This is a genomic window from Hymenobacter puniceus (assembly GCF_014333525.1).
GTDB lineage: Bacteria > Bacteroidota > Bacteroidia > Cytophagales > Hymenobacteraceae > Hymenobacter.
Genome location: NZ_JACSCX010000001.1, coordinates 230067 through 250698 on the forward strand (window position 1 = coordinate 230067; position 20632 = coordinate 250698).

The window sequence follows — 20632 nt, forward strand, 5'->3', positions numbered from 1 at the left end:
TCTTGTTTCGCATGAGGTTAAAGCTGTCTACCAAGCTCTTCACTGGTTTTCTGATCATTCTGCTGCTGTTTGTAGGGGTAGTGTTTGTCAACTACCAGCTCTCACGCAAGGTGCTGCGCAATGCCCGGCGCGTGCAGCTTTCACAACGCACCTCCTCAGAGGCCTCTACTCTGCTGCGCAGCATTGTAGATATGGAAAATGGATTTCGGGGCTTTCTGCTGATTGGCAAGGAAGAAACTCTGCAGCCCTACCATGAAGGTGAACGGTACCTGGTCCGGCATTTCGAGCAGCTGCTTACTGAACTGCCGGACACATCGGCGCAGCACGCGCGCATCCTGCGGGCTCGCAGCATCTTCCGCGAGTGGCTTGACTACTCGCACATGCTCATTCAGGAAAAGCGCGAAGCACGCCGCCGTATGCCCGATCAGGCCGGTCTGCAGGGCGTATTGCACCGCGAGCAGGCAGAGGGCCTGACAGGCAAGCGCCTCACCGACCAGATCCGGGTGCTGTTTGCTTCTTTCGCTCGCGAAGAAACTGTCCTGCGTGAAAAACAGGGAATCAAGCTCCAGGAAAGCATCCGTGAAACCCGCCTGATTTCGGTGGGCACAACATTGCTGGCAATTGTGCTGGGGCTGGCCGGAGCGCTCTACCTCACCCGCCTCATCGGCCACCGCATCCAGACGATGGTGACGATGTCGTCGCAGATTGCGGCGGGCGAGTACCATACCCAGCTCACTGACACGGCGGGTGATGAGCTAAGTGATTTATCGGTGTCGCTAAACCAGATGGCAGCTACCATCAATGGCAACATCACGCAGCTGGAGCGCCGCAACCAGGAGCTCGACCAGTTTGCTTACGTGGTATCGCACGACCTGAAAGCGCCGCTCCGGGGTATTGAGAGTGCCTCACGCTGGATTGAGGAAGACATGGGCCACGACACGCCACCGCATATTCAGGAGTTTCTGTTGCTGATGCGCACGCGGGTCCGCCGTATGGAGCACCTCATCACCGGTATTCTCGACCTGGCGCGAGTAGGACGCACGGCACAAGCCGACGAGCCCGTATTTGTGCGGCAGCTGCTGCGGGAGATTATCGACTCACTGGAACTGCCCGCAGGATTTGAGGTAGAGTTGCCGTTTTACCTGCCTACGCTGGTTACAAACCGTGTGCAGCTACAACAGGTGTTCACCAACCTCATCAGCAATGCCGTGAAGTACCACCAACACCCAGCAACTGGGTTGGTACGCATTGGCTGCACCGAAGACAAGAGCTATTTCACTTTTTCAGTTGCCGACAACGGCCCCGGTATTGCCCCAGAATATCACGAGCGGATCTTCGTCATTTTCCAGACGCTGACTGAGCGCGACACGCTGGAAAGCACAGGTGTAGGGCTGGCCATCGTCAAAAAAATAGTGGAGCGGCAGGGCGGCTCCATCCGCATCGAGTCGGCCGAAGGTCAGGGCGCTACGTTCTACTTTACGTGGCCGCGCCAGCCACCTGCCGGCAGGGCCAAGGCTATTGGTTCAGCCTCTAAGCCGCCCGCTACCGTATAATGGCTGCCCATCGGGCTTTTGCTTTCCGTTTTCCGACCCTACCAATCACCCCCGCTATGCCGAGTATCCTGCTAGTTGAAGACGACCAAATGGACATCATGAATGTGCAGCGTGAGCTTCGGAAGAACAACATTACCGTGCCGATGCACATTGCCCGCAATGGCCGCGAAGCGCTGAACATGCTGCGTGGCGAAGCCGGCCAAACCAAAATCGAGCAACCCAGTGTGGTGATGCTCGACATTAACATGCCTCGGATGAATGGGCTGGAACTGCTGGAACAACTGCGCTCCGACCCTGATTTTGTCAATCTGAACGTGTTCATTACCACCACGTCGGATTTGGAATCAGAGCGGCTCAAGGCCCAGAATCTGGCGGTGAGCGGCTACATCATCAAGCCACTGAGCTTCGACAGCTTCGGCGAAGGCGCCACGACTGTGGACGGGTTCAGCTTGTTTCTGGATTTGCTCAAAACAAAGGAGTAAAGAATGACGAGGTACAAAGCAAGGAGGTGATGAAGTGACGACTAACCCTCACCACTTCATCACCTCCTTGCTTTGTACCTCGTCATTTTCTCACAGCAGCCGGAAGCCCATCCGGTGGTGTTCTGTAGTGCCATATTGCCGAATGGCGGCGCGGTGGCTTACTGTAGGGTAGCCGGCATTCTGAGCCCAGCCATATGCCGGATACAGCGCGGCCAACTCTGCCATGCGCTCATCACGAAATGTTTTCGCCAGAATGGAGGCCGCCGCAATATGGCGGAAACGGGTATCCCCTTTTATCAGGCAGGTGTGGGCTATACCTGGGTAGGGCTTAAACCGGTTGCCATCCACAGCCAGATGCGTAGGGACTATGCCCAAAGCAGCTACCGCACGGTGCATGGCCAAATAGCTGGCTTGGGCAATATTGACAGCGGCTATTTCCAATGGAGAAGCTTCGGCCACTGCCCAGGCCACAGCGTACTGGCAGATTTCGGCGCGCAATACTGTGCGGCGGCGGGCACTCAGTTGCTTGGAGTCGTTGAGGTAGGCCGGTGCAAAGTCCGGCGGCAGAATTACGGCCGCCGCGAAAACCGGCCCCGCCAGGCAGCCCCGGCCCGCTTCGTCGAGGCCCGCTTCGAGCGGCTGGTTGGTGTGAGAAGCAAGCAACATTGGCCAAAGATAGGGCAGCCTATTGTCCGAAGCTGAAAAAAGGGCTTCCCGGTAGCATACGCACCCTGAAAAGCCCTTTTTAGATAGCACCTAATGAGTATCTGGTACTGAATAGCAGACGCCAGCTGCGCCTTGGTAGCCAGCAGGTTCTGCTACTGAAAGCCGTGTACTCTGTGCTGACGACTTATTTGTGGCTGCCGGCAGCAGAACCTTCGCTCGGCGAAGTTTCGCCCCGGCGTAACCCTTGCTTGTCGCGCGGGCCTTCGTCAAGCTCCGCGTCTTCGTCGGTACTGATGTATACGTTGGTAGTGGGGCCGAGGCCGCCGGTTTGAGCAGTAAGCTCTGATTCAGCCTGGGCGTGCTTCAGGTTGAAAAGCGGGTCGCCGGACTGGTCATTCTGGTTGGACTGGTTTTTGGGTTGATTGGCCATACCTATTTACAGAGCCGGCCGGAATGTGAGCAGCCAGCATACTACTGGTACGGTGGCGTTTGCCGGCAGGTTGAAACAGAATCTTGTCCGGGGGGGCTAATTCTAGTGCCTAACCCAAGCTGCGGAAGAGCCGCATAGCGGCGACAAGTTTATAGTAAGTCAGCGGTTAGCTGCAACAAGCCGCATAGCGGCGGCAGGTTTTGGGGACTATCTGCCGGCGAATCTGTCGCCGCTATGCGGCTTTTGCCGGCTGTCGATGGATGGACTACACACCTACCGCCGCTACGCGGCTTCTCCGCCACTTGAGCAACCTAAGTATGCCCCAAACAAAAAGACCATTGCGGGGCGGCAACGGTCTTTTGCATTCGGCGCCGGATGACGTTAGTAATCATCCACCCTACTCTTATCATTCATCCGGCTCGGTATGGGAGAGGCCTTCCTTTCCACAAAACTCCCCCACACCTTATTGAATGACACAAAACTACTCACCATCAACAGCTTGCTCTAAACTATTTGGCCAACCGCCGAATTTCGCCGACCAAGTTATCCATTCGCCCGACAGACATGAATTGCGCCCCGCCCCTACCTTTACGGGCCATTGTTCATCTGGCTTTTCTGTTATGCGCTACCCCGATTCTTCTCTTGACGAAAACCACAACCCCTGGCAGGTGCTTGGCTCCGAAGTGAAATACCATAACCCCTGGATTTCGGTGCGCGAAGACCAAGTGCTCAACCCCGGTGGTGGGCGCGGCATCTACGGCGTCGTGACCATGAAAAACAAGGCGCTGGGCATTGTGCCGGTTGATGAGGCAGGCAACACGTGGCTGGTAGGTCAGTACCGCTACCCGCTCAGCGAGTACAGCTGGGAAATTCCGATGGGTGGTGGCCCCGTGGAGCTGGACATTCTGGAGTCGGCGCAGCGGGAGCTACGCGAGGAAACCGGCCTCACGGCCCGCCGCTGGACCAATATAGCCCGCCTGCACACCTCCAATTCCGTCACCGATGAGGAAGGCTTTGTGTTTTTGGCTGAAGACCTCATTCCCGGCGAACTGGAACCTGAAGAGACCGAAGACCTGCGGCTATGGAAGCTGCCACTCGCCGACGCCGTGCAGATGGTCATGGATAACCGCATCACTGATGCCGTGAGCGTGGCCGGCCTGCTGAAAGCAGAAAAGGTACTGGCCAGCAGAAACTAAATTGGAAGTGCGCGTGCAGTGACGCGCCCGTACCGACGGCTTACCATTTCACGGTTTACCTTTGCAGCCATGCGGCACCTTCTGCGCTATCTTGGTCATCGGCTTTACACTACCTGGGCGACGTTCTGGTTTGTGATGCCGTTTGTGGTTACCTATCCGCTGCAATGGGCTCTGAGCCGGCGGCCAAGTGGGCACCGCTACCTGCACAGCCTCAACCGCCACTGGAGCCGGCTGTTCATCCGAATGTGGGGTATGCCGGTGGAAGTGGTGCGCCACAGCCCGCTGCCCGCCGGCCAGCCATGCGTGTACGTGGCCAACCATAGCTCCTACATTGATATTCCGCTGCTGTTTCGCACCATTCCGGGCTGGCTCAACATCATGGGCAAAGTCTCGTTGGCCCGCGTGCCGGTGTGGGGGCCGATTTTCGGGCGCGCCTACATCACCGTGGACCGCGACAATGCCATGAGCCGGGGCCGGGCCATGGTGCAGGCACGCCGCTCGCTGGAAGCCGGCCGCTCGGTTGTTATCTTTCCGGAAGGCTCGATTTCCAAAAAGCCCGGCGAGGAAATGGGCGAGTTTAAGGACGGCGCGTTTCAGCTGGCTATTGCGGCCGGCGTACCGATAGTGCCCATCACAATGCCACTGAACCACCGCTTCATGCCCGACGTTGGGGGCTTGCGGGTGCGCTACTCGCCACTGGCCATTGTGCTGCACGCGCCTATCTTCACGGTGGGCCTTACTGCTGCCGATGCTCCACGGCTCCGGCAGCAAGCCCACGACATCATTGCCAGCGCCTTCCGCCCCGAAGCCAAAGGTATTCCGGAGCCCAGCACTTGGCGCCGGATTCCGGCGCCGCCAACTGCCAGCCGTCCGGCGCAGGCTGCCAAAAACCAGGAATTGGTCTCCACCAATTCTTAATTCTTAATTCTTAATTCTTGATTACCTCGTGAGCACCGACTTAGCCACCCTGCGCCAACTGGCCCACCTTTCCCGCCTCGAACTCGACGAATCTAAAGAGCAGCAAATGCTCGGCGACCTGAACAAAATCCTGAACTGGGTGGACCAGCTTCGCCAGCTCGATACCACCGATGTGGAGCCGCTGGTGCATCTGTCGCACGAAATCAACGTGCTGCGGCCCGACGAGGCCCACAACTCTGTAAGCCATCAGGAGGGCCTGCGCAACGCCCCGCGCAAGGATTCCGATTATTTCCGCGTACCGAAAGTTCTGGAATAGCGTTTGGTGCCGACTTCTCCCTCTGCTGCTAGCTCCGTGCCGGGGCGCAGCTTGTTCTGGCTGCCGCTGGCAGCCCTGACGGCCGTGGCGGTGCTGCTAGCTGTCTACCACTATTTCACCGGCGACGACTTGGCCCTGCCGGTGCAGGCTGTGGCCCAGCTTAAGCCGGTGCCTACCGTGTTGACTTCGGTAGCAGCAGGCTTGGCCAAGCTGCCAGTGCGCGTCAACGGCTACCTGCTCACCCAAACCCACGATTTGGTAGGTCCTTATGTGCGGCCGGAAGCTGCGTACGGCTTGCTGCTGCTACTGGCTGGGGCGATGGTGTACTTTCTGGCGGCAGTTAGCGCGCTGCCGCGCCCCACCTTCGTGGCGACCATGGCAGGGGTTATTTTCCTGCTTATGTCGCTGAATGCCGACTTGCTGGGCATTTTCGATTCGCAGAAGCAGTATTTCCTGGTGTTGATGCTGGCGGCTTTCGTGCTTCCGGCCTACGCCTTCCATGCTTTCTGGCCGGAAGTGCCGCTGGGGCGCCGCCTGTTGCTGTTTGCCGGGCTGATGCTGGCCGTGAGTCTGCTGCTGGTGCAGCGTTCCAAGTTGCCTTTGGATGCCACGGCGCTGCATTTGGCCAGCTTCTTCACCAACGGCGGGGCTATTTTGGTGGCTTTGCTGGTGCTGTGGGTGGCATTCGAGAATATCAACGGCCTGCTGTGGTTCAACACCCAGGCCGAAAATCCTGCCAGCCGCTTCGGGCTGCTGCCTTTTGTGGCCGCCAGTGTGCTATACGTGGGCATGCTGGGGCTTTATATCTGGAACGACGGTGACCTGCTGTTGCTGCCCAGCTTGCACCTCGACCCCTTGGTGCTGCTGCTGCCGGCCGTAGTTATTGGTTGGCTGGGCCTGCCGCGCCGCGCCGCCGCTGCTGCCGGCTGGCTGCCATACCGAGAAGGTACCACTTACCTGTATCTGGTGCTGGTGCTGCTGGCAGCTGCTACCCTGGGCTATGCCTTTGCCACCGCCAACGACCCGCTGCTACTTGCCGCGCGCCATTTTACGGCGTTGGTGCTGTTTGTGGGCGGGGCGGCCTATCTGCTGTACATCCTCGTGAATTTCGGGCCGCTGATCCGGCAGCGGCTCCGCGTGTACCGCGTGGTATATGAGCCGCGCCGCTTGCCGCTGTTTGCCGTGTATGTGCTGCTCATTGCAGGCGTGGGGGCCGTGGAGTTCCGCAACAACTTCGCCACGCTCTACCAGGTGCAGGCCGGCTACTACAACAACCTCGGCGACCTGACCCGCCTGCAAAGCGAGCAGGAGCCCTCCCGCGACGCCCTGGCCTTACTGGCCGAACGCTATTATGCCGAAAGTGACATTCTGGACGAGCACAACCACAAAGCCAGCCTGGGCCGCGCGGCCCTCTACCGGTTCCGGCTGCAGCGCCAGAACGAAATCAACATCCTGCGCCGGGCCCTTAGCCGCCGGCCCTCTGAAAAGATTTCTTTGCGCCTGGCTGCCCTCTACAACGAGCCCAACGACTTCTTCGACCGGCTAGCAGTATTGCGCGAGGGCCTCAAAAACGCGCCCACCAGCTCTCGCCTTAACAACGACCTCGCCCACCTCTACTCCCGTTCCACTCTCTCCGACTCGGTGAACTGGTACCTCAACCGGGCCGAAGCCGCCGACCCAGGTAACTCAGTAATCCAGACCAACCGGCTGGCTTTTCTGCTGCAGAACGCGCAGTTTGAGGCCGCGGCCAAGCTGGCGCAGCAAACCGAACTGACGGATGATGCTGCCTGGCAGAGCAATGTGCTCCTGCTGGCCCAACAGTCGCCGCGCACTGCGGTGGCCCTGCCTGCGCTACCCGCTCCCAACCCAGCCGCTAACCTAACGGTACCCGAGTTTGCGCGCCTCTACCACGCCGCGCTCCGGCAGGTTCAGCAGGCTGATACCAGCTACCTGCCGGCCCTCACGCAGTTGGTGCAGCGCCCCAGCAACGCTGATTACTTCGAGCAGCTGACGTTTCTGCGCGGCCTCACGCAGCATTATGGCGGCCAGCCGGTACCGGCCCGCACCACGCTGGCCCCACTGCTGGCCGGCAACACGCCTAGTGCCGCCTACTACCAGAACCTAGAGGCCCTGTGGCTACTAGAGCAGCGCGCTTACGGCTCGGCAGCGGCCGCCTTCGCCGCTGCCAGCCGCAACGGCTACCCCGAAGCGCAGCTACACCGCGCATACGCATTGGCACTGAATCAGCAACCAGACTCGGCGCGGGCTACAGTGGCCGCCATACTGGCACAGCCCGATACCACCATGCAACGCCCAGCCCGGCAGTTGCAGCAAGTTCTGGCCCTCTCTCCGCAGTCGTACGCAGCAACTTCACCAGCCGCCCAAGCTCAATATCTGGCGCTGCTAGGTTTTACACTGCCGCCAGCGGAGATGCTTGCCGCTGCCGAACGCCTGCCTGATGGTGGCTTGCGCGAAACCGCGCTGCTGGCCCAACTGCCTCGCGCCTTACAAGCCGGCCAATTAGCAGCAGCCACGCAGGTAGTGGCACGTTTTGCTCCAGCCTCCACCAAACAAACTCCGGAAGCTTCCACCTGGAACGTAGTTCGTGGCGACCTGCTACAGCGCCAGCAGAACACGGCCGGGCTGCGCCAGCTGGTAGCAGGTGGCTATTTCGCTCCATTGCACCAGCCCTATCGGCTCGCCTACCAGGCGGCGCTGGCAGACCAGGATGGCCAAGCCAAACAGGCAGGTCAGCTCTACCGCCGCTTGCTGCAGCAGGCGCCTTTCGTGGAGCCGGGCGTACTGGCAGCAGCGGCATTCTACGAGCGGCAGAAAGATTATCTGGGGGCTTATGGCGCGCTGCAAGCAGCCCTAGAGTATAATCCGGAGTCAGTGCCGTTGTTGAAGGCATATGCGCTGGCCGCCATTCCGGCCGGGCTGGCCGAATACGCTACCACTTCGCTGGCCAAACTGCGCCCGTTGCTTTCCCCCGCCGAATATGCTACCTTTCGTATACTATACGACGCCCGCCTTGCCGCCCAGGCAGCGGCCGCCGCTCCCTGGAACTAACCCGGCCCGGCCATGCTGAACCCCGTTATCGACACCCACGACATCTCGAAGATGTATCGGATGGGCACCGAGGAAATCCATGCTCTGCGCTCGGTTACCATCACCATTCAGCGCGGCGAGTATGTCGCCTTCATGGGCCCCTCGGGCTCCGGCAAGTCCACGCTCATGAATATTGTCGGCTGCCTCGACACCCCTACCGGCGGGCAGTACGTGCTCAATGGCAAGGACGTGAGCCGCATGAGCGACAATCAACTGGCTGACGTGCGCAACAAGGAAATCGGGTTCGTTTTCCAGACGTTCAACCTGTTGCCCCGCGCTACTTCCCTAGACAATGTGGCGTTGCCGCTCATTTACGCGGGGTATAGCAAGTCGGACCGCGAGGAAAAAGCTATGGCTGCGCTCCGCAGCGTAGGTTTAGCTGACCGGGCCAAGCACCGCCCTAATGAGCTAAGCGGCGGCCAGCGTCAGCGCGTCGCCATTGCCCGCGCCCTCGTCAACGACCCCAGCATCATCCTCGCCGACGAACCCACTGGCAACCTCGACACCAAGACCAGTCACGAAATCATGGATCTGTTCGAGGCCCTTTACGTGAAAGGCAATACCATCATCATGGTGACTCACGAAGAGGATATTGCCCGCTATGCCCACCGCATCGTGCGCCTGCGCGACGGACTAGTGGAGTCGGATATGGAGAACACCGATGTGGCCACTCACCACGTACAGGTTGCCAAGTAAAACCTAGTATTTTTGTTTGGAGCAAGGCCTTTTTGCGGTTTGCCTGTTATCCCCTCACCAGGATCAAGCACCGCTGAAAGGCCTTCCTGCTTTCAGTCAAAATACTACCTGGCTTCCCGATTCGCATATCACTCCGATTTCGCTTCATGAAAATATATACCAAGACCGGCGACCAGGGCCTGACCTCGCTTATCGGTGGCACCCGGGTACCAAAATCCAGCTTGCGCATCGACTGCTATGGCACCGTAGACGAACTAAATTCCTACATCGGCCTGCTCCGTGACCAAGATGTGAATGCCACTCGCCGCGACCTGCTTAAGGAAATCCAGGACCGGCTTTTCACTATCGGCTCGTCGTTGGCCTCTGACCCAGACAAGTCAAAGATGAAAATTCCGGACCTGCACGCCACCGACGTGGCGTTGCTGGAAGCTGAGATGGATACCATGAATACTCATTTGCCCGAGCTGCGGGTGTTCATTCTGCCCGGCGGCCACCAGTCTGTGTCGTTTGCGCACGTGGCCCGCTGCGTGTGCCGCCGCGCCGAGCGGCTTGTCATCCACCTGCGCGAAGACTCCTACGTGGCCGATTTGGTAGTGATGTACCTCAATCGCCTCTCCGACTACCTGTTTGTGCTGAGCCGCCAGATGAGCCACGATTTAGGCGCCGAAGAAGTATCCTGGAAACCCCGCATGTAATTGGCCGCCGCCGGATCTGCCCCTGCAACCACTCCCCTGACTTCGCGTCTTAACAACTACCCACTGCCTGTCCTCGTTTCAAGTACCACGCTCCGCTTACCTCCCAAATTCCCCCATCCCCCTCATCAATACCTCCCTTTCCATGCTCGAAACCCTCACCATCCGGACCCAGCGTACTACGGCTTCGCGCCTCGAACACCTGGACCCCGAACATATTGAGTTCGGCAAAATTTTTTCCGACCATATGTTTGTGGTGGATTACCGCGACGGCGAATGGCAGCAGCCCCATCTGCTGCCTTACGGCGACATGACTGTAAGCCCCGCAAACTCGGCGCTGCACTACGGACAAGCTATTTTTGAGGGGATGAAAGCCTACAAAAACGCTGATGGCGACATTGCCTTGTTCCGGCCCTACGACAACCTGCACCGCCTCAATGCCTCGGCTGAGCGGATGTGCATGCCACAGTTGCCCGAAGAGCTGTTTATGCAGGGTCTCTCTCAGCTGATTCGCCTCGACGCCGAATGGGTACCTAATTTGCCAGGCAGTGCCCTCTACATTCGTCCTTTCATGTATGCCACCGATGGTTTCATCGGCGTACGGCCTTCCGAATCGTACCGCTTCGTGATTTTCACCTGCCCGGTAGGTCTTTACTACAACAAGCCGCTACGGGTACGTTTCGAGGAAAAATACGTGCGTTCCGCCGAAGGTGGAGCAGGTTACGCTAAGAATGCCGGCAACTACGGTGCGGCTATGTACCCTACCAAACTGGCCCAGCAGGAAGGCTACAACCAGCTTATCTGGACTGACGCCTCCGAGCACCGCTACGTGGAGGAATCAGGCACCATGAATGCTATTTTCATCATCGATGGCAAACTGGTGACGCCCGCGCTCAGCAGTTCTATCCTCGACGGCATCACGCGCCGCAGCGTCCTGCAGATAGCCCGCGACTGGGGCATGCCGGTAGAAGAGCGTAAAGTATCAGCCGTAGAGATAATGCAGGCTCTGGCTGATGGCAAACTGCAGGAAGCTTTTGGAGTAGGCACCGCTGCTACAATTGCGCCTATCGCTGTTATCGGCTACCAGGGCCACGACCACGAACTGCCCAAGTCCGCCGCCGATGCCTTCTCACTGCGCGTCAGCGATGCGCTGCAGGCCATTCGGACTGGTCAGGCGGCTGATACGCACGGCTGGATGGTGGCTGTGTAAGGCAATAAGAATCATTGAACGACATCTGTGCCCAGCGGCCAGCTTCTTATCGGAGGCTGGCCGTTGAATTTTATAGACCTTTACGTATTCAACTCTCACCATTTAACCTTTCCAATGACCCACGACCAGGTAAAGGAATTGAAGGGCCGCGCTGAGGCCCTGAGGAGGTATCTTTGACTACGATAACCGCAAAGCCCAGGTAGTAGCCACCGAAACCCTGGCCGCCGCCCCCGACTTCTGGGAAGACTCTAAAAAGGCTGAATCCATCCTGCGCGATATTAAGTCCGTGAAGGTCTGGACCGACGATTACGAAGCTGTAGAGCAATCCGTCAGCAATGTGGAAGTACTCTACGATTTCTACCGCGAAGGTGAGGCCACTGAAGCGGAAATCGAGCAGGAGTTTACGGCTGCGCAGCAAGCTGTGGAGCAACTGGAGTTCAAGCGTATGCTTTCCGATGAGGAAGACCAGCTTTCCGCCGTCATCGACATCAACCCCGGCGCCGGCGGTACCGAAAGCCAGGACTGGGCCGAAATGCTCATGCGCATGTACATCATGTGGGGTGAAAAGCACGGTTTCGCGGTGCGCCAGCTCAGCTACCAACCTGGCGAAGGGGCAGGCATCAAGTCAGCCTCGCTGGAGATTGACGGGCCTTTTGCGTACGGCTACCTCAAGAGCGAAATCGGCGTGCACCGCCTCGTGCGCATGTCGCCGTTCGACAGTAGTGGCCGGCGGCATACCTCCTTTGCCTCCATCTTTGCCTACCCGGTGATTGATGACACCATCAAAATCGAAATCAACCCAGCTGATATCAGTTGGGACACGTTTCGGGCCGGTGGTGCTGGCGGGCAGAACGTGAACAAGGTGGAAACCGCCGTGCGTCTCACGCACGCCCCGTCCGGCATTATCATCGCCGTGCAGATTGAACGCAGCCAGCTCATGAACAAAGAGCACGCCCTACGCATGCTCAAGTCGCGCCTCTACCAGATTGAGATGGACAAGCGCAACGCTGCCCGCGACATGGTGGAAGCTGGCAAGAAGCGTATTGATTTCGGCTCCCAGATTCGCAATTATGTGCTGCACCCCTACAAGCTCATCAAAGACTTACGCACCGGCATAGAGCGCACCGACGTGCAGAACGTGTTGGATGGTGATTTGGATGAGTATATCCGTGGGTATCTAATGGCTAACTGAGCTTGCCATCAAATAAAAGTCGGTTTAGCCTCAGTAATAAAAAAGGCCCTGCGTAGTACGCAGGGCCTTTTTTCAGATCAAAAATACCTGACCCGGATTATGGGTTTACACTGTCCCAGGCTTTTTCAGCCGCTGGACGAGGCATAGACGCCAGCAAACGGTATGCATTTGTGCCAATAGTGCTGCTGAAAGCCAGCGTGTATGGGAACGTGGTTGCGGCAGAGGCAATAACATTAGGCCGCAGACGGCCGGTACGACGCAAGTCTACGAAGCTATGCCCTTCATAGAAGAGTGAGTAGCGACGCTGACGCAGGATTTCATCCGTTGCTTCTTCAACACTAGAGAAAGGACGGGTTCGAGCTGGCAAGTTGCCGGCGCGAGTGCGGATTATGTTCACATCAGCCAAAGCACCAAGCAGATCATTCGTATTGGCTTTAGCTTCAGCTGAAATCAATACCAACTCCTCGTTGCGGAGAATGTCAAGTGGGCTGGTGTTGGTGGCAAATACACGGGCTTCGTTGATCTGCGAGATACCCCCTGTTACACGAGCGGCAGTACGCTGGCCAATCTTGGCCAAACGAGCATCACCAACTTCGGCTTCCGCCACTACATTATCAGGTACACCAATTACAGTTGAGCCAGTGTTGTTCGGCACTTGAAAGTATGGGTTGCCAGCATCACCTGCAATAGCAGGGTTGAATGTCAGCTTAGGGCCAACTGTCAAGCTACCAGCAGCATCCAGGAAAGAGGCAGCTAATGCCGTTCTAGCACCAGCGTAATCCTTCTGATACAATGCTACACGAGCAGCAAGGCCACGATTGAAGCGCTTAAAGGTAGCGGGCGTGTTAAAGCCTGTGTATCCAGCCGATAGTGGAAAACCAAAAGAAGTACCCGCGGCGTCCAGCTCTGTAGAGGCAAGGTCGAGCAACTGGCGGATGTTAGTTAGCGCATCAGCCTGCGACACAAACTTGCCAGGCTTCAATGGATCATCCAGATCAATACGGATGCCGTTTTCACCCTGCATGTTAAGAATCATCAGCTTGGCTAATGCTTCGTAGGTGTGGGTGAAGCCATCAACACCTTTTTTCTGTTCGGTGGTATACGCCTGGCTATTGTTGCTCGACTGGCGGAACACCTGAGCCGCACGACGCATCTGTGAGAATGGAATGTAATATCCATTATAGTAGGCAGCATCGTCGAGGGTGGTGCGGGTGCCCTGTAGCTCAGCGTACCAGCGCGACTCTGTAGAAGCAAGTACAGTCACCTCACGGCCTAATACACCAGCCACCCAGTTATATGGGGCATTGCCAGTGTGGCCAGCGCGATAAGAGGCCTCTACCCCAACAGCCAGTGCATCAAGCTGCGCTTTGTTGGCATTGGTGAGTACTGCATTGAGGCTAGGGTTGTTTGGGTCAGTTACTGCTTCAGTCTCAAAGAAACCGCAGGAAGAAGTCCCCAGCAGCATAACCAGCGCGGCGGCGGTCAGCGTACGCTTATGGGAGAAAGTATACATGGTTTGAAGAATCAGTGGGTGAAAAAGTCAGGACTTAGAAGTCAATGCCCAAGTGGAAGAATACCCGGCGGGTGCTTGGGTAACCAGCCACGTCAACCTGAGCAAAGTTGGCAGTTGCGCCGAAGTTGGAAACTTCCGGATCGTAGCCTACATAATCCGTCCAGGTAATCAAATTGTTCCCTGACACACCAATTCTGATGTTCGATACATATTCCTTGAACAAGCTGGTACGCAGAGCAGTAGGCAGCGAGTAATACAAGGAGGCTTCACGCAGACGTACATAACCCGAATTCTGGATAAACTGACGAGCAGTCAAGCCAGCAGTGGAAGCGCCTTGGCGAGCCTCGCCTTTCGTAACTGGCGTGCCATCAGCAGCCAACAAGCCACTGTCTTCGCTCCAGTCCTCCGTAGTACCTCCTTCGTCTTTTAGCAATTCACTTAGGTTGCTGTTATAACCATCCTTCTTCCAGTGGAAGAGGAACGACAACTCAAAGTTCTTCGCAATCGTGAACGAGTTCAGAAACGACATCTGGAACGTTGGCTGGGCATCTTCGTAACGCGTCAGGCCGCTGAAGTTCGGGCTGTTCGGATCGTTTGGCGTACCGTACCAGCGTGAAGGCGACTCGCCTACTACGAATACGTTGCGACCGAAGGTGGCACCGAAGCCGGAGCCCGTGTTAAAGGGCGCAACTCGCAACGGCGTTTCGTACAGTTTGGTTACTTCCGTGCGGTTTAGCCAGAACTGCGTCGACGAGTTCCAGTTCAGGAAGGCCTTGCGTACTGGATTCACATTCAAAGCTAATTCCAGACCGCGGTTGCGCAGGTCACCGATGTTGTACGCCCGGATAGAGGTCAGACCGGTAGCAGGAGCCAGCGAGTACGTGTTGACCAAGTCAAACACCTCTTTGTTGTACACAGTAGCCTCAAACCCAATACGGTTTTCCAGGAATCCCAAGTCGATACCGGCTTCCAGCTCCGTTGCACGTTCTGGCTTAATGTCCGGATTACCCAACAAAGTAGACGTTAGCAAACCAGCACGACCACCTGTAGATGTAGCCACCAGTGGCGAATACAGAGCGCCGAAGAAAGCTGGTCCGCCAGTAGCACCGTAGGCAGCACGCAGCTTCACCAAGTTGACTGGCTCTACCGTCCAGAAACCGAACTTAGCCAAGTTAACGGCCAACGAGGCTTTAGGGAAAGCGTAGTACTTGTCTGGGTCACCGTTGCGGTTTGACTTATCGAAACGTACACCGGCCGTAGCAATGATCTGGTCACGGAAGTTAGCTTCCTGCTGCGCTACAAAGCCAACGTCGGCTTCGTTTGACAGAACTGTTTCCTGTGACGTCACCGTACCACGGTTAGGCGTGTAAGGCGGTCCGGGAGACAGGTTTTGGCCTTGGTTAAAGCTCAGGTTCTGACGCTGCGACAGACGGACAGTACCTACCTGCGAAGTAAAGTTTACAGCTTCTCCTAATTTCCAGTCGTAAATCAGGAAGCCCTGCAAGTTGGTATTGAAGAAGTTGTTCTTGGCTACGCGAGCAACACCAGGCAAGGCCCGAGCACGTTGTGACTGCATATCACCAGGCAGTGCGAGCAAGGCTTCGCTAGCCGAGTAATCGACACCACCCTGAGCGGCAAAGCGCAGTGAGGAAGTTTCGTTGTCGATCAGACGCAGTGTGAAGTTTGCCGTCTGAACGAAGCGGTTGGTGGTTTCTTCGTTGATGGCGCGGCCAACTACTGCCAGCGGGTTATCACCTGTGTAATCAGAATCCGGATACTGGCCGGCTTCATTTGGGAACAACTGCGCGTAGCTCGGTGTATAAGCTAAGTTATAGCCCAGCGAAATACCGTTGTTGTCGTTGCCAGTGTAACCACGCTGGTTGGAAGAGTTGATATAGTTACCGCTTAGGCCAATATCAATCCGCTGACCAATTTTCTGGTCGATGTTGGCTCGTACAGAGTGACGCTCAAAACCGGTACGCTTTACAATGCCGTCTTCCTTGGTAGTAGAACCAGCCACGTAGAAACGTGTACGCTCATTACCACCCGATACGCTCAGGCCTGTGTTGCGCAGGAAAGCCGTATTGCCGTAGATTTCCTTCTCGTAGTCGAAAATCTGGCCGGAAGCGTTGGCAGCAGCCAGCTTCGACTTTTCAGAAGCTAGGCGAGCACCCGTGTAGAATTTCTCTAGCTTCTGGTCGGTCCAGTCTTCCTTACCAAGCAGGCGCCAAGCTTCGGCGAAGCCTAGGTCTTGGTTGAAGCTGATGCGGGTTTTGCCGGCAGCACCACGCTTGGTTTTGATAACGATTACACCGGCGTTGGCACGCGTACCATAGATGGCAGCTGCGCTGGGGCCTTTCAGTACTTCAATCGACTCAATGTCGTTGGGGTTCAGGTCAGCCAGACGGTTGATACCGTTGTCCTGAGTGGTGCGGCCCGTACCGGCGGCCGCGCCCGAGAAGGCCGCCGAACCAGCACCGTTGCCTACCTCTGCATTGATGGCATATACACCGTCAATAACATAAAGTGGCTGTGAAGAGCCATTAATGGTAGAAATACCACGCAGCTGTACCGACATACCACCACCGGGAGCACCGCTGGTTTGGGCAATGTTAGCACCTACCACTTTGCCGCTTAAGGCAGCATCTACCGATACTGGGCGGGTGCTACCCGTCAGGTCTTTAGCAGAAATGGTAGTAATAGAGTTGGCAAGGTTGGCGCGCTTGATCGTGGTAGCCAGACCCGTCACTACTACTTCGTCCAGATTACGGGCAGAAGAAGCCAGAGATACGTTGACAGCAGAACCGTCGCCGATGGGACGATCTACGGAGCCGTAGCCAATAAAGCTGAAAGTCAGGGTGGTAGCCGAGGCTGGCACACTCAGTGTGTAAGAGCCGTCAGCATTGGTAGAAGCTCCTACCGTAGTTCCCTTCACGAGAACAGTTACACCGGGCAGTCCTTGCCCAGTGGCCGTGTCGGTAACACGGCCAGAAATGCTGCGATTTTGGGCCGCTGCCTGCTGCATCAGGACTGGCGACACCATCAGCGCACTTAGGAGAAGTTTACGCATGTAGGTGAGTGAGTTTAGTGAGTGAAAGTTGAGGTATATGAAAGATTTGGGCCAAACGTAACGAAAAAACCCCAATGCATATAGGGTGCAGACGTGATTTTTTGTATTGCGAACATGGCAACTTTTTCAGACAAGAATTAATCACGCACTCTTGGCAAGAGCATATTCAATAGAATAATTTTAAAATTTAACCTTTTCACACTGTCCTCTACACCCTGTACATATTTTGATTATTTTCCACCCGGTTTTTCATTTTCTCATTTTTTCCCGCTCACATGAAGAGACATTTACTACTAATCCCCCTCCTTACGTCAGTCTCTCTGCAGCATGTGGACGCGCAAGTCAGAACGATTTCTGGCCAAGTCACTGACCAGACGAATGGGCAGGGACTACCAGGAGTGACCGTTTTGGTGAAGGGCACCAACGTCGGCACTTCAACTAATGCTGATGGCCGTTTTTCCCTGGAAATACCAGCTTCTGCCAGCACTCTATCATTCAGCTTTGTCGGCTATACCACAGTAGAGCGTCCTATTAGTGGCAGCACTATCAATGTTGGCCTGGAAACTGATGCCAAGCAATTGAGCGAAGTAGTGGTTTCGGCGCTAGGCATTAAAGAAAACAAAGATGAGCTTGGCACGGCCAGCTCCCGCGTAACCGGAGCTGCCGTAACGCAGTCCGGTGAAACCAGCGTCATTACAGGCTTATCAGGTAAATCTTCTGGCTTGTCCATCACGCGCTCCAACGGTGACCCCGGCGCCGGCGCTTATATCCAGATTCGAGGGCAAAACACCATTTATGGCGAAACGCAACCGCTGATTGTAATCGACGGTGTTCCGATGTTCAACACCTCTTCCGGGGTTGGCTCGCAGGGCACTTCCACGGCCGGTGTAGCCCAACAGTCGCGCCTGAATGACATCAACCCCAATGACATTGCCTCAGTACAGGTGCTGAAAGGAGCGGCGGCGGCAGCTTTATGGGGCTCCCGGGCTTCCAATGGTGTTATCGTCATCACAACCAAGCGCGGCAGTACCGAAGCGGGCAAGCTTAGCGTCACGTATGGTGCTACGTATTCCATCGACCGGATTTCCTACAAGCACGATCTGCAGGACGCGTACGGCCAGGGCAGCAATGGCAATGCCACCACCGTCAATACCGGGCAGATTGATGCCGGCTACACCTGGGGCGACAAAATTGCCAACCGCAGTGGCGCACCCGACGATGTGAACCGCAACTCGCCGAGCTACTTTGTAGCTCCTAATGGCAACGTGTATTATCCCATCACGCGCAAAAACAGCCGGGAAACCTATCTGCAGAAAAACTTTGACGGCGTTTTCAATACGGGCAGCTTTCTGGAAAACAACCTTAGTCTGAGCGCCGGCAACCGCGAAAGCAACATCTTCGTGAGCTTGTCGGATCTGAATCAGAAAGGCATTATCCGCTACAACTCCGACTACCGCCGTTCCACAGCCCGCATCAACGCCGAGAAACGCTTCAATAAAGTGGTCCGTTTGGCTGGCACCTCCACCTACAGCCGCGTAACGTCCAACCGGATTCAGCAGGGCTCCAATACGTCTGGCCTGTACCTGGGTCTGTTGCGTACGTCACCGGACTTCGATCAGTCGGATTACATCGGCACGTATTTCAGCCCGACAGAAGTAGGCGTTAACCGCCAACGCTCTTACCGCAACCAGATTGGGCAGCGGCAGAATCCGGGCTACAACAACGCCCTCTGGACCATCAAGGAGCAGAAAAACCCCAACGTAGTCGACCGGTTTATCGGCTCCTCCGAAATTGGCCTTGATCCACTGCCCTGGCTGAGCATCACGGCCCGCTTCGGCGCCGACTTCTACTCGGAAATCCGCCGGGACCTGTATCCAATCAACTCAGCTGAAAACGCCGGTTTAGGTTCTGCTACTGAGGAGAACTACACCGAAACCCAGCTAAACAGTGATGTATTCGCCCGGGCTTCGCATTCCTTCAGCGAAAAGCTGAGCGGCACGCTGCTGATAGGCACCAACTTCAACCAACGCACCGAGTACAATTACGGCGCCACCTATGGCCGCTTCATTCTGGATGTGCGCGACCTGAGCTTCTTCGGCAACGCGGCGCTGGCCAATGTTCAATCTTTCGACTCTGAATCGAAGCGACGTAACTCGGCGGCTTACAGCACCATCAACCTCGTGTACAACGAGCAACTGTTCCTGAATGCCAGCGGCCGCTTGGAGAATTCCTCTACGTTTGGCCCAGAAACCCGCAGCCTGTTCTTCTACCCTTCAGTTGATCTGGCCTGGCAGTTCTCTAAGCTACCCTTTCTCGCCGACAACTCTGTTCTTAGCTTCGGTAAACTCCGCGGCGCTTATGGCCGCGTAGGTTTGGAGCCGCCGTTGTATATAGTACGCGACGTATATGTAGAAGCCAGCAGTGGCGACAGCTACGGTGTAATTGCCAACCCAGCTTCCTACGATGGTTCTTTTTCCCGTACATCGACGCGCCGCAACTCGCAACTGAAGCCTGAGCGTAAAGATGAGTTGGAAGGTGGTATTGATTTGCGTTTTCTGCAGGACCGTATTACACTGGGCGCGACTTACTACCGCAACCTCAATTCCGATGTTATCATCACGCGGCCTACGCCACCTTCTTCCGGCTACACCTCGGAATGGGCCAACGCCGCTCAGATTCGCAACAAAGGCATCGAGGTTGATTTGAACGCCGATATTATAAAGACGGGTGATTTTACCTGGAACGTGGGTGGCAACTGGACCCGCAACCGCAATAAAGTGCTCAGCGTTTCGGGCGCTGAATCCCTGTTTCTGGCAGGCTTCGTGGGCACATCGGCTCGAGTAGTGGAAGGCTATCCGTTTAGCGCGTTATGGGGCGGCCGCTTCGACCGGGATGATGCCGGTGGTATCCGAGTAGGTGATAATGGCTTCCCGATAGCCTCAGCCACAGAAGGTGTAATTGGTGACCCAAACCCCGATTGGCGCTCGGGCCTGAACACCACGCTGAGCTACAAAGGCCTGCGCCTCTACGCTCTCGTGGAAAGGCAGCAGGGCGGCGACATCTGGGCCGGTACAGAAAGCATCCTGCGTAATTTCGGCGTATCCAAGTTCACGGATGTGGAAACTACGCTAACGGCAGAAGAGGCGCGCAGCACGCGCGTATTCAGCGGAGCTACTGCCGCGGCGTTCTACGCTAATACGCCCAGCACCAATGCAGATGGCTCCGTGACTTTCCGTGGCAGCATCGGCAACTTCGGTGCCGGGCCGGTTGCGCTCAATGAAACCTGGTACCGGGGCAACGGCGGTGGCTTCGGCAATATCAGTGAGCAGTTTATTCAGGATGCTACCTGGATGCGCCTGCGCGAGCTGACGCTAGGCTACACCCTGAACTCGGAAGGCTTCCGCAGCTTCACGAAGCTCAACAACATTGAGTTCACCTTAACTGGCCGCAATCTGGTACTGTGGACCAAGGAGTTCAAAGGTGTAGATCCGGAAACCAACCTAACTGGCCAGAGCGCCGGCCGGGGCCTGGAGTATTTCAACAACCCCGGCACCCGCTCGTTCCTCGTCAGCCTGCGCCTCACCTATTAG

Annotated in this window: 15 protein-coding genes; 11 read left to right on the plus strand and 4 right to left on the minus strand. The window is 56.5% G+C overall.

Translation table 11 applies throughout. The annotated features are described in order from the left end of the window. Nucleotides 1-11: 11 nt before the first annotated feature. Together H8B14_RS00940 and H8B14_RS00945 are read left to right on the plus strand one after the other, a co-directional pair. Nucleotides 12-1553 (plus strand): sensor histidine kinase, encoded by a 1542-nt coding sequence (locus H8B14_RS00940; protein WP_187313759.1) that lies wholly within the window; start codon nucleotides 12-14, stop codon nucleotides 1551-1553. A 56-nt stretch (nucleotides 1554-1609) separates the two neighbouring features. Next, entirely contained in the window at nucleotides 1610-2035 is a 426-nt protein-coding gene (locus H8B14_RS00945) for a response regulator (RefSeq protein ID WP_187313760.1), read from the plus strand. 90 nt (nucleotides 2036-2125) lie between these two features. On the opposite strand, the gene H8B14_RS00950 is transcribed toward H8B14_RS00945, so the two are convergent. Both H8B14_RS00950 and H8B14_RS00955 read right to left on the minus strand, forming a co-directional pair. After that, a complete protein-coding gene (locus tag H8B14_RS00950) occupies nucleotides 2126-2701 on the minus strand; it encodes a ribonuclease HII (protein ID WP_187313761.1) in 576 nt (191 codons plus the stop codon). Nucleotides 2702-2885: 184 nt separating this feature from the next. Then, nucleotides 2886-3131, minus strand: a complete 246-nt coding sequence (locus H8B14_RS00955; RefSeq protein WP_187313762.1) for a hypothetical protein — start codon at nucleotides 3129-3131, stop codon at nucleotides 2886-2888. Nucleotides 3132-3751: 620 nt separating this feature from the next. Between H8B14_RS00955 and H8B14_RS00960 the strand changes: the two genes are divergently transcribed. The 8 genes from H8B14_RS00960 (at nucleotide 3752) to prfB (ending at nucleotide 12459) form a co-directional block, all read left to right on the plus strand. Next, nucleotides 3752-4327 (plus strand): NUDIX domain-containing protein, encoded by a 576-nt coding sequence (locus H8B14_RS00960; RefSeq protein WP_187313763.1) that lies wholly within the window; start codon nucleotides 3752-3754, stop codon nucleotides 4325-4327. Nucleotides 4328-4396: 69 nt separating this feature from the next. Next, a complete protein-coding gene (locus H8B14_RS00965) occupies nucleotides 4397-5245 on the plus strand; it encodes a lysophospholipid acyltransferase family protein (RefSeq protein ID WP_187313764.1) in 849 nt (282 codons plus the stop codon). A gap of 28 nt (nucleotides 5246-5273) precedes the next feature. Continuing rightward, nucleotides 5274-5561: an Asp-tRNA(Asn)/Glu-tRNA(Gln) amidotransferase subunit GatC gene (gene gatC, locus H8B14_RS00970; RefSeq protein ID WP_187313765.1), complete on the plus strand. Its 288-nt coding sequence runs from the start codon at nucleotides 5274-5276 to the stop codon at nucleotides 5559-5561. Nucleotides 5562-5567: 6 nt separating this feature from the next. After that, nucleotides 5568-8630: a tetratricopeptide repeat protein gene (locus H8B14_RS00975; protein ID WP_187313766.1), complete on the plus strand. Its 3063-nt coding sequence runs from the start codon at nucleotides 5568-5570 to the stop codon at nucleotides 8628-8630. A 12-nt stretch (nucleotides 8631-8642) separates the two neighbouring features. Next, the gene (locus H8B14_RS00980) at nucleotides 8643-9365 is read left to right on the plus strand and encodes an ABC transporter ATP-binding protein (protein WP_187313767.1); all 723 of its coding nucleotides are present in this window, start codon (nucleotides 8643-8645) and stop codon (nucleotides 9363-9365) included. A 146-nt stretch (nucleotides 9366-9511) separates the two neighbouring features. Then, nucleotides 9512-10060: a cob(I)yrinic acid a,c-diamide adenosyltransferase gene (locus tag H8B14_RS00985; RefSeq protein WP_187313768.1), complete on the plus strand. Its 549-nt coding sequence runs from the start codon at nucleotides 9512-9514 to the stop codon at nucleotides 10058-10060. Nucleotides 10061-10202: 142 nt separating this feature from the next. Next, entirely contained in the window at nucleotides 10203-11267 is a 1065-nt protein-coding gene (locus H8B14_RS00990) for a branched-chain amino acid aminotransferase (protein WP_187313769.1), read from the plus strand. Nucleotides 11268-11381: 114 nt separating this feature from the next. Further along, a protein-coding gene (gene prfB / locus H8B14_RS00995; protein ID WP_410054450.1) for a peptide chain release factor 2 occupies nucleotides 11382-12459 on the plus strand; the annotation gives its coding sequence in 2 pieces (ribosomal slippage) (nucleotides 11382-11432 and nucleotides 11434-12459; 1077 coding nt in all). Nucleotides 12460-12556: 97 nt separating this feature from the next. Here the strand turns inward: prfB and H8B14_RS01000 are convergent. Together H8B14_RS01000 and H8B14_RS01005 are read right to left on the minus strand one after the other, a co-directional pair. Further along, nucleotides 12557-13972 carry a RagB/SusD family nutrient uptake outer membrane protein gene (locus H8B14_RS01000; protein ID WP_187313771.1) on the minus strand — a complete coding sequence of 472 codons (1416 nt, stop codon included), beginning with the start codon at nucleotides 13970-13972 and terminating at the stop codon, nucleotides 12557-12559. Between the two features lie 34 nt (nucleotides 13973-14006). Next, nucleotides 14007-17042, minus strand: coding sequence for a SusC/RagA family TonB-linked outer membrane protein (locus tag H8B14_RS01005; protein ID WP_187313772.1), 3036 nt, complete (start codon nucleotides 17040-17042; stop codon nucleotides 14007-14009). A gap of 275 nt (nucleotides 17043-17317) precedes the next feature. Here H8B14_RS01005 and H8B14_RS01010 point away from each other — a divergent pair, with 275 nt between their 5' ends. Then, nucleotides 17318-20632, plus strand: coding sequence for a SusC/RagA family TonB-linked outer membrane protein (locus H8B14_RS01010; protein ID WP_187313773.1), 3315 nt, complete (start codon nucleotides 17318-17320; stop codon nucleotides 20630-20632).